General features: G+C 72.2%; 12 protein-coding genes and 1 tRNA gene. 9 read left to right on the forward strand and 4 right to left on the reverse strand.

Going from position 1 to position 12,412, the window contains the following annotated elements; all coding sequences use genetic code 11:
• Positions 1-120 precede the first annotated feature (120 nt).
• Together AMR74_RS02065 and AMR74_RS02070 are read right to left on the reverse strand one after the other, a co-directional pair.
• The gene (locus tag AMR74_RS02065; protein ID WP_053770400.1) at positions 121-2,169 is read right to left on the reverse strand and encodes a DUF460 domain-containing protein; all 2,049 of its coding nucleotides are present in this window, start codon (positions 2,167-2,169) and stop codon (positions 121-123) included.
• 75 nt (positions 2,170-2,244) lie between these two features.
• A complete protein-coding gene (locus AMR74_RS02070; RefSeq protein WP_053770401.1) occupies positions 2,245-3,429 on the reverse strand; it encodes a CBS domain-containing protein in 1,185 nt (394 codons plus the stop codon).
• An 84-nt stretch (positions 3,430-3,513) separates the two neighbouring features.
• On the opposite strand from AMR74_RS02070, the gene AMR74_RS02075 reads away from it, so the two are divergent.
• On the forward strand, positions 3,514-3,894 hold the full coding sequence (locus tag AMR74_RS02075; protein WP_053770402.1) for a cupin domain-containing protein: 381 nt from the start codon (positions 3,514-3,516) through the stop codon (positions 3,892-3,894).
• Here AMR74_RS02075 and AMR74_RS02080 read toward each other — a convergent pair whose 3' ends face one another.
• Together AMR74_RS02080 and AMR74_RS02085 are read right to left on the reverse strand one after the other, a co-directional pair.
• The gene (locus tag AMR74_RS02080; protein WP_053770403.1) at positions 3,895-4,698 is read right to left on the reverse strand and encodes a succinylglutamate desuccinylase/aspartoacylase domain-containing protein; all 804 of its coding nucleotides are present in this window, start codon (positions 4,696-4,698) and stop codon (positions 3,895-3,897) included.
• 81 nt (positions 4,699-4,779) lie between these two features.
• Positions 4,780-5,331 carry a DUF309 domain-containing protein gene (locus tag AMR74_RS02085; protein ID WP_053770404.1) on the reverse strand — a complete coding sequence of 184 codons (552 nt, stop codon included), beginning with the start codon at positions 5,329-5,331 and terminating at the stop codon, positions 4,780-4,782.
• A gap of 105 nt (positions 5,332-5,436) precedes the next feature.
• Between AMR74_RS02085 and AMR74_RS02090 the strand changes: the two genes are divergently transcribed.
• The 8 genes from AMR74_RS02090 to AMR74_RS02125 all read left to right on the forward strand — a co-directional run bounded on the left by AMR74_RS02090 (position 5,437) and on the right by AMR74_RS02125 (position 12,407).
• On the forward strand, positions 5,437-6,318 hold the full coding sequence (locus AMR74_RS02090; RefSeq protein ID WP_053770405.1) for an EamA family transporter: 882 nt from the start codon (positions 5,437-5,439) through the stop codon (positions 6,316-6,318).
• A gap of 60 nt (positions 6,319-6,378) precedes the next feature.
• On the forward strand, positions 6,379-7,431 hold the full coding sequence (locus tag AMR74_RS02095; protein WP_053770406.1) for a PAS domain-containing sensor histidine kinase: 1,053 nt from the start codon (positions 6,379-6,381) through the stop codon (positions 7,429-7,431).
• Positions 7,432-7,461: 30 nt separating this feature from the next.
• Positions 7,462-7,545, forward strand: a tRNA-Leu gene (locus tag AMR74_RS02100).
• Positions 7,546-7,711: 166 nt separating this feature from the next.
• Entirely contained in the window at positions 7,712-9,037 is a 1,326-nt protein-coding gene (locus AMR74_RS02105) for an outer membrane protein assembly factor BamB family protein (protein WP_053770407.1), read from the forward strand.
• A 111-nt stretch (positions 9,038-9,148) separates the two neighbouring features.
• On the forward strand, positions 9,149-10,804 hold the full coding sequence (locus AMR74_RS02110; protein ID WP_053770408.1) for a CTP synthase: 1,656 nt from the start codon (positions 9,149-9,151) through the stop codon (positions 10,802-10,804).
• On the forward strand, positions 10,805-11,722 hold the full coding sequence (guaA, locus tag AMR74_RS02115) for a glutamine-hydrolyzing GMP synthase (RefSeq protein WP_053770409.1): 918 nt from the start codon (positions 10,805-10,807) through the stop codon (positions 11,720-11,722).
• Positions 11,722-12,102 carry a DUF7126 family protein gene (locus AMR74_RS02120; RefSeq protein WP_053770410.1) on the forward strand — a complete coding sequence of 127 codons (381 nt, stop codon included), beginning with the start codon at positions 11,722-11,724 and terminating at the stop codon, positions 12,100-12,102. The genes guaA and AMR74_RS02120 overlap by 1 nt, the downstream gene beginning before the upstream one ends.
• Positions 12,099-12,407, forward strand: coding sequence for a glutaredoxin family protein (locus tag AMR74_RS02125; RefSeq protein WP_053770411.1), 309 nt, complete (start codon positions 12,099-12,101; stop codon positions 12,405-12,407). The genes AMR74_RS02120 and AMR74_RS02125 overlap by 4 nt, the downstream gene beginning before the upstream one ends.
• Positions 12,408-12,412: the final 5 nt, after the last annotated feature.

Below are 12,412 nucleotides of genomic sequence, written 5' to 3' on the forward strand. Positions count from 1 at the left end.
ACCTCCGAGTGTGCGTTCCCGGACATATGACTTCTGGATGCGTGCCGACGACTCACGGGGAGCGCCGCCAGCGCGGCCGTCGACCGCCGGTTCCTCGGTTTCGAGGCGACCGGGTCGGGGTCACTCCTCGGTCTCGGGCAGCGTCCGCCCCGCGCGGTGCTCGGAGATGATCCGGTCGATCCGCTCGGCCTTCTCGTCGCGGCGGCGCTGCTCGGCGCGCTCCTCCCACTCGTCGACGGCCTCGACGAGGGCCTCCTCGCTCGCGACCGCCAGCTCGTCCACCTCGCGGACCGGCACCGCGTCCGCGGGCACCACCGGAACCGCCCGCTCGAACAGCACCTCGTCGGCCACGTCCGAGAGGTTCCCCTCGCCGCGGATCACCGCGCGGGGCTCCGCCTCGGCGAGCCGCTCGGCGGTCCGGCGACCCGCCCCGGAGGCGTCCCGGAGGAACACCACGTCGCCGGCCACGAGCCCGTACGCCTCGTCGGCGGCGTCGAGCGCGTCGAGCGTGAACTGCTCGACGACCTTCACGCTCACGAGGCCCTGCCCCTCGGCGACGTCGCCGAAGTTCGAGTGGTCGAGCCGCCACAGCTCCTTCAGCGTCTCCACCTTCCGTTCGAGGTCCTCGACGCGCTCGCGGGCCTCGTCGCGCTCGCGCTCCAGCCGGTCCGTCTCGCGTTCGAGCCGCGAGACCGCCCGCCGCGTGCGGGCCTCGATGCGCTCCTCGCGTTTCGCCTCCTCCAACTCGGACTCCAGCTCCGCGATCCGGTCGTCGCGCTCGTCGAGGTCTTCCTCCAGCGACTCGGCGTGGGACTCCAGCCGGTCGACGCGCTCGCGGAGCCGGCGGATCGTCTCCTCCTCCTCGGTGCGCTCCGGCTCCGTCGGGTCCGCCTCCGCCTCGTCGCCCCCGTCGTCGCCGGCGCCGTCGTCCTCGCTCAGGTCCTCGACGACGGCCTCGACCGACGAGCCGCCGGCGACGACGCCGGCGATCACCGCCTCGCGGTCGAGCCGCGGCGGCGTCTTCGCCGCGATCCGCTCGAACTGGTCCTCGTGGTCGTCGTAGGCGTACAGCGCGGCGGCGAGCGCGTCGCGCTCGTGGTCGTTGTCGTAGCTCGCCTCGCGGGTGCGGTGGAGCTTCTCGTCGACCGGGAGGTCCGTCGTGGGGCGCCACCCGGCCGCGTCGAACGAGCGCCGGAACTTCTCGACGGTCTCCGGCATCGGCTCCACGTCGGCGGCGACGATGATCGGTCGCCCCTGCTCGACGATCCACTCGGTCACCTCGGCCGTGTCGCCGGTACGCGAGGAGTACAGCGCGTGGACGGTGCCGTCGAGGCCGACGACCGCGGCCGCGGTGGTGGTGCCGGGGTCGATGCCGACGATGACGCGGTCGCGCCGCTTCACCAGCGGCTCGTACTCGATGCCGTCGCGGCGCTCGCGCTCGACCTCGACGCGCACGTCGCCGGCCCGCGAGTCCGAGACGGGGATGTCCTCGGGGCGGGCTTCGACGGTGAACGTCGCGTTCGCGTAGCCGCCGTACTTCTCGGTCACGTCGCGCTCGAAGTCGAGGTTCGCCTCGTTCAGCTTCGACTGGACCTGCCGCGTCCGCTTCCGGACGTTGCCGTGGATCCGCCGGGTGTAGCGGTCCTGGCTCCACCCGCCCTTGCCCGTCGAGCGGCCGCGGGACACCTTCACCGTCGTCTCGTCGGTGAAGGCGGTCACCTCGTGGCCGACGTTGGCCGCGGCGAGCCGCGCGGCCGCCTCCGCCTCCTTCATCGGCTCCTTCCCGTAGGGGATCCCGTGCCGGGAAGCGACCCGCGAGAGCGGCTCCGGGCGCTCGGCGCCGGTCACCTGGACCAGCCGCGTCCCGTCCGGCAGCGACCGGAGGAAGCCGACCAGCTCGTTCTTATCGGCCGCCAGCTCGTAGGCGTTGTCGGTGGCGACGTAGAGGGGCTCGCGGTCGTCGATCAGCCGGCAGAGCTTCCGGAAGGAGACCACGTCGCGGGTGACCCGGGCCATCGGCCCGTCCGCGTCCGGGGCGTCCGGGTCGTCCTCGTCGACGGGGTCGAGGATGACGAGCGCGTAGGAGGGGCTGTCGCCGCGGACGTCGCCGCTGTGGACGTCGACGCCGAACACCGGCCGGTCGCGGGCGCGGATGGTCCGGGTTGTCACGTACCGAGGTAGGTCGTTGCCGCGTATATACCCCACGCCGGGGGGTGCGGCCGGCCGTCGCCGGGGCGCGAGCGGTCAGAGGATCCGCGACTCGTCGCCGGCCCCCTGTCGTCGGCCGCTGATGACGCCCGGCGTGCCGCCGGTCTGGATGATGTTGAACGCGGTCATCAGGTCCGACCGCGAGATGAGCCCGACGAGCGCGCCGTCGGCGTCGACGACCGGGAGGCGCCCGACGCCGTGCTCCTGCATGGTCTGGAGCGCGGTCAGGGCGTCGGCGTTCGGGTCGGCGGCGACGAGGTCGGTCGCCATCACGTCGTCGACGCGGTAGGCGTCGCGCTCCACCTCGCGGACCGACCGCGCGTCTTCGAGCGTCACCATCCCGACGAGGTCGTCGCCGTCGAGGACCGGGTAGCCCGTGTGGCGCTCCTCGAACATCCGGCTCATCAGGTCGGCGACGGAGGTGTCTTCAGTCACCGTGTGGAGGTCCTCGCGGGGCGTCATCACGTCGGTGACGCTGACGCCCTCGAAGGCGGCCTTCAGGGTCGTCTGCTGGGCCTCGCCGGAGGCGGCGATGTAGACGAAGAAGGCGAGGACGATGAGCAGCAGCTGGAAGGTGAACAGGCCGATGATCCCCATCAGGAACGCGAACACCTTCCCCACGGCGGCGGCCCGCTGGGTCGCCTGCGCGTGCGGCTGGTTCCGCGCGAGCAGCGCCCGGAGGACCCGGCCGCCGTCCATCGGGAACGCGGGGAGCATGTTGAACACCGCGAGCACGACGTTCAACAGCGCGAGGTAGCCGAAGACGAAGAGGACGGCGTTCGAGCCCATCGGCGCGACGAGGACGACGGCGTAGCAGGCCGCCCCGACCGCGACGCTGACGAGCGGGCCGGCGATCGCGATCCAGAACTCGTGTCTCCAGTCCTCGGGGAACTCGGCGAAGCTGGCGAGGCCGCCGAGCAGCCACAGCGTGATCGACTCGATCTCGTAGCCGTACCGCATGGCGACGAGCGAGTGGCCGAACTCGTGGAGCAGCACGCCGGCGAACAGCCCCACCGCGGCCGACAGGCCGAGGATCCACGGCGTGGTCCCGGTCGCGACCGCGGCCGTGTCGATGCCGAGCCCGGCGACCTCGTTCATCACCTCCGCGATGGTGCTCACTTCTCCGCCGATGAGGTACGCGAACAGCGGCAAGACGAGCAAGAACGTCCAGTTGAGGCGGATCGGAATACCGAACGCGCTCCCGACCTTGATTCCACGCATACCCTCCGGTTCGGCCGGTGATCGGTTAAGTCACCGGGTCAGTGCGGTGATCGGTTAAGTACCTCCCGCCCGTCACGGACGCCCATGAGCGACACAGCCGATCCCGGGGCGGTCGTGAAACGCGCCGACGCGGTCGCGTCCGAGCCGGTCGACGCCGCCGAGGGGCTCTCGAAGGCCGTCCTCCTCGACGAGTCCGACGGCGCCCCGAACTTCGCGATGCGCCGGTTCGAACTCGCGCCGGGCGCCGAGGTCCCGCGCCACACCAACGCGGTCGAACACGAGCAGTACGTCCTTTCCGGCGAGTACGTCGTCGGCGTCGGCGACGAGGAGCATCGGGTGTCGCCGGGCGACGCCCTCCTCATCCCCGCGGGCGTCGAACACTGGTACCGGAACGCGGGCGACGAGCCGGGCGCGTTCATCTGCGCGGTGCCGAACGGCGACGACGCCATCGAACTCGTCGAGTAGCTACTCCAGCGTGCCGACCCGGTCGGCGACGTAGCCGAACTGGTCGCGGTAGCCGTTCGGCGACAGCAGCACGGGGTAGAAGGGCTCGTCGGCGAGCAGCGGCTCGCCGTCCGCGGCCGCGAACCGCTCGCCGGACTCGACGCGCTCGAAGTTGCGCGCGAACACCTCGTACGCCTCGGCGTCGGGCTTCGGGATCCGCTCGCGGAGCCGGAACACGGACACGTCCTCGCGGCCCCCGGCGTCGAGGACGTCGTCCGCGCCGGGCGCGGTGATTGCGCCGGTCGCCGCGAGGAACGCGCGGGCGAGCCAGTAGGCGTTGTCGGCGGCGCCCTCGGAGCCCTGGAGCCCGGCCTCCACTTCGAGCGTGTGCGGGTGCTCGATGAGCCGGCCCTCGGTGAACGCGTCGGTCTGGATCACGGCGTCGACGGGGAGGTGCGGCGCGACCGCGCGGGTCACCTCGTCCATCGAGTCGATGACGGCGAACGGCTCGGCGTACGACTGCGTCGAGTGGATCGCGAGGGTGGTACACCCCGCCAGCGCGTCGACGAGGTCGGCCGCCAGCCGCACCTCGTGGGCCGCCGCGTCGGGGTTGCCCGGAAACGCCCGGTTGAGGTCGGCGTCGAGGTACCGCTCGCCGGCGTCGAGCGCCGCCTCGTTGGCGACGATCAGCCGCACCGGACGCTCGGGGGCGAGGTCGGCGTCGAGCAGGCGCTCGACGGCGCGGGCGCCGCAGGGCTCGTCGCCGTGGATCGCGCCGACCACGGCGACCTCGGGCTCCCCGTCGCCAAGGTCGTGAATCTCCATACGACCTCCAGGCGGGCGGCTGATAAGTGGCGTTCGGATCGGCGGCGGCCGCGAGCCCTCGCCCGCGTCGTCGGCCCGCCCTCAGTGCCTCTCGTCGACCCGCTCCGCGTACTCGTAGTCCGCGGGGTACGCCGGGGGCCGCGCGCCGTCGAGCGTGATCTGCCAGCCGTCGACCGCGCTCGGGTCGTCGAGCGCGGCGCGGAGCGTCTCTCGGACGTCCGCGACGTCGACGCCGTAGAAGTCGCTCGGGACGCCGTCGAGGTACTGGAGGGCCGTCTCGAACAGCGACTGCATCCCGGCGTCGTTCTCGAAGTCGACGCGCTTGTACGCGCCGGCCGCGACCTGGACCATCCCGTGGAGGAAGGCGCTCTCCGCCGTGCCGCTCCCGTAGTTGTACCACTCGTCCTCGAAGCAGTCGTGGCTCTCGTGGTAGGCGCCGTCGTTGAACAGCCGGACCCCGTGTTCGGTCGCGCGCCGCAGCGTCGCGTGCTCCCAGTACCCCCCGACGGCCCCCGCGTCGGCCGCGCCCTCCGCCGACGCCTCCCCGTCGCCGGACGGCTCGCCGCCCGCGTGCCACCCGGTCGGGTTCCCGAGCGGCGGGGCGACGCCCGGGTCGCGGGTGTGGTCGTCCATGTGCGCGGCGTTCTCGCGGCAGCGACCTAACCGTTTCGCGAGGCCCGGCGCCCGGCGGCCCCGGATCGAACCACTCTTTCCGCCGGTCGCGCTCGGGGCGAACGAATGGACGCCGGGCTCCTCTTCGCCGTCGCCGCCGCCGTCGTCTGGGGGACGTATCTCTTCGTCCTGAAGCGCGCCTTCGCCGACTATCCCCCGGCGGCGCTGACGGTGGCGGTCAACGCCGCGGCGCTCGGGTGGTTCCTCGCGGGCACCGGGCTCACGGTCGGGTTCGGCGACGCCGCGGCCGGGCTGGCCGGGATCGCCGTCCCCCGGCGGTTCGCCGTCGTCGCCGGCACGTGCGTCGCGACGGCCGCGGCCTTCGTCCTCTTCCTGCGGGCCATCGAGGACGGGGCGGTCTCGTACGTCGCGCCGATCAACAAGGTGGTCCCGATGTTCGTCCTCCCGCTGGAGGTCGGGCTGCTCGGTCAGGTGTTGGCGCCGATCCAGGTCGCCGGCGTCGTCGTCACCACGCTCGCGGTGTACGTCGCGAACTACGAGCCGGGGAGCTTCTTCGCGCCGCTCGCGCGGGCCGCCCGCTCGCGGCCCGCCCAGCTGGCGCTCGCGAGCGCGGCCTGCTACGCCGTCGGCGACGTGGGCAAGCGGGTCGCGCTCCAGGAGCTCGCGATCCCCGGCACGCTCTGGGTGCCGCTGCTGCTCGCCGGCGTCGCGGTCGTGCTGCTCCCGGCGGCGGTGCGAACCCCGATCGACGCGAGCCGCGAAGACGTTCCGAAGTTCCTCGCGGCCGGCGCGCTCGTCGCCGTCGGCGAGCACCTGACCACGGTCGCGTTCGCGGCGCTGCCCGCGAGCGTCGCCTCGCCCGTGATCAACACGCAGGCTATCGTCGCGGTCGTCCTCGGCGGCGTGCTGCTCGGCGAGCGCCACTTCCGGCTCCGGCTCGTCGCGGCCGTCCTCGCGGTGGTCGGCGTCGCCATGATAGCCGGGTGACTCGCCGGGCGCGCCGTCGGTCACCCGAGAGGACTTTACGGCTCGCCCCGTAGCGACCGCATGGAACCCCCGTCGGAGTCGAGTCCGATCGACCACGCCGAGTCGATCGTGAACGCCCTCGGCGACGGGGCCTACGTCCTCGACGCCGACCGGACCCGGGTGTTCGTCAACGAGCGCCTCCGCGAGGTGACCGGGTTCGACGAGGCCGTCCTCCACGGGAGGCACCCGGAGCGGCTCGTGGAGGCGGGGTACTGGAGCGCGGAGACGGGGGGCCGCTACCGGGCGGCGGTCGAACGGGTCCTCGACGGCGAGGCGGACGACGAGCGCGTCCAGCTCACGACGACGCTCGCGGACGGCAGCGACGTCACCACCGAGACGCGGCTGACGCCGATCGAGAACGACGGGTCGATCGTCGGCGCGGTCGGGGTCATCCGCGACGTGACCGAGCGGGTCGAACGCGAGCGCGAGCTGAAGCGGCTCAACGAGCGGCTCGAACGCCTCGCCGGCTTCCTCTCGCACGACCTCCGGAACCCGCTGTCGGTCGCCCGCGGCTACGTCGACCTCGCGCGCGAGACCGACGAGACGGAGGGGCTGGCGGCGGCCGAGGACGCGCTCGACCGGATCGAGACGATGATCGACGAGGCGCTCGTGATGGCCCGCGAGCCCGAAGCGATCGAGACCGAGGACGCCGCGGTCGACCTCGCTGAGCTTGCGGCCGACTGCTTGGAGTCGGGCGACTTCGGCGACTGCCCCCCCGACGCCGACCTCGTCGTCGACGAGGCCGGTCCCGTCACCGGCGACCCGACGCTGCTCCGGCGCGCCACCGGCAACCTCATCGGCAACGCCTTCGAGTACGGCGGGGACGCCCCCACGGTCCGCGTCGGCGTCGACGACCGGGGGGTGTACGTGGCCGACGACGGCCCGGGGCTGCCGGACGACGAGCAGGCGCGCGCGGCGCTGACCGACTTCGGCGTCTCCCCCGGAGGCGGAACCGGGATCGGGCTCGCCATCGTCCAGCGCGTGGCGGCCGCGCACGACTGGACGCTCGAAATCGACGAGTCCGCCGCGGGCGGGTTCCGCGCGACGCTGGTCGGCGCGGAACCGACGGCGTAAAGGAGGCGCCCATCTAACGCCAGCCCGCGTGCGAGGGTAGCCAAGCCCGGAAACGGCGGCGGACTCAAGATCCGCTCCTGTAGAGGTCCGTGGGTTCAAATCCCTCCCCTCGCATCGCCGGGGTCCACCCCCCGTGATGCGGAAGACGCTCTCGGAGCGCTCTTCCCTCGCAAAACTTCACTCGGACCGCTGCCTCGACCAGCCGCGGCCGCGTCGCGTCCCGCGACCCACCTCGCTCCGAGCGAGGTGGATTTTTATCCTCACCCCCGAACCGGTCCCTATGAGAGATCGCACGCGCCGCGACTGGCTCCGCGTCGCCGGCGGCGTCGGCGTCGCCGGCCTCGCCGGGTGTAGCTCGATCGGCGGCGACTCGCCGGGCGACGGCGACTCGCCCGCCGCCGGCGCCGGGTCGGGATTCGACGGAGTCGACCTGCCCCTGGATCTTACCGCCCGGCCGCAGTCGTCGGACGGGCTCACGTCGCAGTTCCGACAGGGGCTGCGGAACCACGGCCACATCAACGCGACGATACCCGAGAGCGTCGAGGTGCGGTGGTCGGTGCCGGCGAACCGCGGCGAGCACTCCGCCTCGAAGGGCAGCCCGATGCCGACGCCGGCGGGCGACGTCCTCGTCGCCGACGACACGGGCCGGATCCAGTCGATCGCGGTCGACGGGACGACGAACTGGGCGACGGACCTCTCCGACGCTAAGTGGGGGAGCCACGGCACCCCCGCGGTCGCCGAGGGGTCGGCGTACGTCGGCACCTACGACGGCGTCGTCTCCGCGGTCTCGGTCGCGACCGGCGATATCGAGTGGCAGACCGACGTCGGCGACGCGGCCGCCGCCAGCCCGACGTACCACGACGGGACGCTGTACCTCGCCGTCGAGTTCACGCCGCCGAGCGGCGCCGCCGTCGCGCTGGACGCCGAGAGCGGCGAGGAGGTGTGGCGCGACGGCCGGCCGACCGACCACCCCCACTCGACGATCGCGGTCGACCTCGACCGCGACCGCTTCCTGTTCGGCGCCAACGACGGTCGCGTCTACGCGTGGTCCGTCTCCGACCGCGAGCGCGCGTGGACCTTCGACACCGGCGGCGACGTCAAGGCCCCGATCGCGGTCAGCCGCGGGATCGCGGTGGTGCCGTCGTGGGCCGGCACCGTCACCGCCGTCGACATCGCCGACGGCTCCGGGCTCTGGGCGTTCGAGACGGACGAGTCCGTGTCGCCGTCGGGCGATCCCGACCCGATCCGCACGGGCGGCGTCATGTGCGCGCCGGCGGTCCACGACGGGACGGTGTACGTCGGGAGCCACGACACGAACGTCTACGCGATCGACTTGGCGACCGGCGAGGAGCTGTGGTCGACCCCGACGGACGGGTGGATCACCGGGAACGTGACCGTGACGAACGGGCACGTCCTCGTCGGCTCGTACGACCACCACCTCTACGCGCTCGACCGCGGGGACGGCTCGGTGACCTGGGCGGTCGAGGGCAACGGCGAGGTGACCAGCGCCCCGTTCGTCACCGACGACGGGGTCTACTACACCGAGCGCGCGCCGGAGGACACCGACGAGCCCGGCATGTGCTACCGGCTCGCCGCGCCGGAGTGAGTCGGCCGCACCGCCGTCGAACGGTCGGGCGGAGCCTCGGCAGATAGCCACGAACGTCCAGCGAAACGCGGGGTCCGAAACGGTTTTGCCCCGGCCTGCCGGACGGTCGATATGCCAGCAGATCCCGACACGGGGTACGACCCCTCGCTGGGTCGGAAGTTCGTGTTCGTCACGGGCGGAGTGATGTCCGGGCTGGGCAAGGGCATCACGGCCGCCAGCACCGGGCGCCTTCTCGCCAACGCGGGCTTCGACGTGACCGCCGTCAAGGTGGACCCGTACCTCAACGTCGACGCCGGGACGATGAACCCGTACGAGCACGGCGAGGTGTACGTGCTCAAGGACGGCGGCGAGGTCGACCTCGACCTGGGCAACTACGAGCGCTTCCTCGGCACCGACATGACGTTCGACCACAACGTCACCACGGGGAAGACGTACGAGCACGTCATCGAGCGCGAGCGCGCCGGCGACTACCTCGGGAAGACGGTCCAGATCATCCCGCACGTCACCGACGACATCAAGCGGCGGATCCGCGAGGCCGCCGAGGGCTCCGACGTCTGCCTCGTCGAGATCGGCGGGACCGTCGGCGACATCGAGTCGATGCCGTTCCTCGAGGCGCTCCGTCAGTTCGCCCACGAGGAGGACGACGAGGACATCCTCTTCACGCACGTCACCCTGGTCCCGTACTCGAAGAACGGCGAGCAGAAGACGAAGCCGACCCAGCACTCCGTGAAGGAACTGCGCTCGATCGGGCTCCAGCCGGACGTCCTCGTCGGGCGCTCCGAGGACCGGCTCGACCCGGAGACCAAAGAGAAGATCGCCCTGTTCTGCGACGTGCCCACGGACGCCGTCTTCTCGAACCCCGACGTGGAGGACATCTATCACGTCCCGCTGATGGTCGAAGACGAGGGGTTAGACGAGTACGTGATGGAGCGGCTCGGCCTCGCCGACGAGGCGTTCCCGAAGGCGGAGCGCTCGACCGAGTGGCGGGACCTCGTCACCCGCGACCGCGACGAGGAGATCGACGTGGCGCTCGTCGGCAAGTACGCCCTCGAAGACGCCTACATGTCGATCCACGAGGCGCTGAAGCACGCCGGCATCCAGACCGGCACCGAGGTGAACGTGCTGTGGGTCGACGCCGACGAGACGCGGGCGGAACACGAGCAGCGGCTCGCGACGGCCGACGCGGTCGTCGTCCCCGGCGGGTTCGGCTCCCGCGGCACCGACGGGAAGATCGAGGCGGTCCGCTACGCACGCGAGAACGACGTGCCGTTCCTCGGGCTCTGCCTGGGCTTCCAGATGGCCGTCGTCGAACACGCGCGGCACGTCCTCGGGCTCGACGGCGCCCACTCCGCGGAGATCGACCCCGACACGCCCCACCCCGTCATCGACCTCCTCCCCGAGCAGTACGAGACGGAGGACATGGGCGGGACGATGCGGCTCGGCGCCCACGAGACCGACATCGAGCCCGACACCCTCGCGGCCGAGGTGTACGGCGCCGACGCCTGTACGGAGCGCCACCGCCACCGCTACGAGGTGAACCCCGAGTACATCGACGCCCTGGAGGCCGACGGCCTCGTCTTCTCCGGCCGCGCGGACAACCGGATGGAGATCCTCGAACGCGCCGACCACCCGTTCTTCTTCGGCACGCAGGCGCACCCCGAGTTCCGGTCGCGTCCGGACCGCGCGAGCCCGCCGTTCGTCTCCCTCGTCGAGGCGGCGCTGGGATCGACGGACACAACCGAGCGGAACGCGGACGTGAGGCTATAGATGGTCGAGACGGAAGACTTCATCGCGGAGGCGAAAGCGGAGATCCGGGAGGCGATCGGCGACGCGAACGCCGTGATCGCCCTGTCCGGCGGGGTCGACTCCTCGGTCGCGGCGACGCTCGCGTACGAGGCGGTCGGCGACCAGCTCACCCCCGTCTACGTCGACACGGGGCTGATGCGGAAGGGCGAGACCGACGAGATCCGCGACACGTTCGAGTTTATGGAGTCGCTGCGAGTGATCGAGGCGCAGGACCGCTTCTTCGACCGGCTCGCGGGCGTCACCGACCCCGAGGAGAAGCGCCACGTCATCGGCGAGGGGTTCATCGACGAGTTCGAGACGGTCGCGCGCGACGTGGACGCCGACTACCTCGTCCAGGGGACGATCTACCCCGACCGCATCGAGTCGGAGGGGAACATCAAGTCGCACCACAACGTCGGCGGGCTCCCCGAGGTCGTCGACTTCGAGGGGATCGTCGAGCCCGTGCGCGACCTCTACAAGGACGAGGTCCGCGAAGTCGCCCGCGCGCTCGGCCTCGAAGCGATCATCTCCGAGCGAATGCCGTTCCCCGGGCCCGGTCTCGCGGTCCGGATCGTCGGCGAGGTCACGCCCGAGAAGGCCGCGGTCGCCCGCGAGGCGACCCACGTCGTCGAGGAGGAACTGGCGGAGTACGACCCGTGGCAGGCGTTCGCCGCGGTCCTCGGCAAGGCGACGGGGGTCAAGGGCGACAATCGGGTCCACGGCTGGGTGGTCGCGGTGCGCTCCGTCGAGAGCCGCGACGGGATGACCGCCCGGGCACAGGAGCTGGACTGGAGCACGCTCCAGCGGATCCAGAGCCGGATCACCGGCGAGAACGAGAACGTGGCGCGCGTGGTGTACGACGTGACCCACAAGCCGCCCGCGACGATCGAGTACGAGTGATGGCGGGGACCCCCGCCCGCCCCGACGGCGGCCGCACAGAGGGCCGACTCGCGGTCGTCGCCGGCCCCGACCGGCACGGCCTCGGCGAGGAGCTCGCCGCGCTCGGCGTCGAGGTCCGTCGGGTCGAGGGGCTCGTCACGGCGCCGAAGCTCGAGGACGCCGGCGTCGCCGACGCCGCCTACTTCGTCCTCACCGACGTCGAGGAGGCGACCGGCATCCCGGTCGCCAAGGAGCTGAACCCCGAGGTCCGCGTCGTCACCTACGCGAGCCGGTCGCTGCCGGAGTTCGTCGCGACGGTCGCCGACCTCGCGGTCGACCCCGACCTGCTGGGCGCCGCGACGGTCGCCGAGGAGCTGCTCTTCGACGACGGCGAGCCGTGAGCGGGGACGACGCCGGCGACCCGGCCGGACGCGAGGACGCCGCGGACGCGACGACCGTCCCGGTCACCCTCTACACCCGCGAGGACTGCTCGCTGTGCGTCGTCGCCCGCGAGGCGATCGAGTCGGTCGCGGCCGACCTCGACGGCGTGACGGTCGCCCTCGACGTGGTCGACGTGGACGCCGACCCCGAGCTCGCCGACGAGTACGGCGAGCGCGTCCCGTACGTCCTCGTCGACGGCACCCCGGCGTTCAAGTACGAGGTCGACGAGCGCGACCTGCGGCTGAAGCTCTTGGCGGCGACCTGACGCGG

Origin of the sequence: Halorubrum tropicale, assembly GCF_001280455.1 — an archaeon.
Lineage (GTDB): Archaea > Halobacteriota > Halobacteria > Halobacteriales > Haloferacaceae > Halorubrum > Halorubrum tropicale.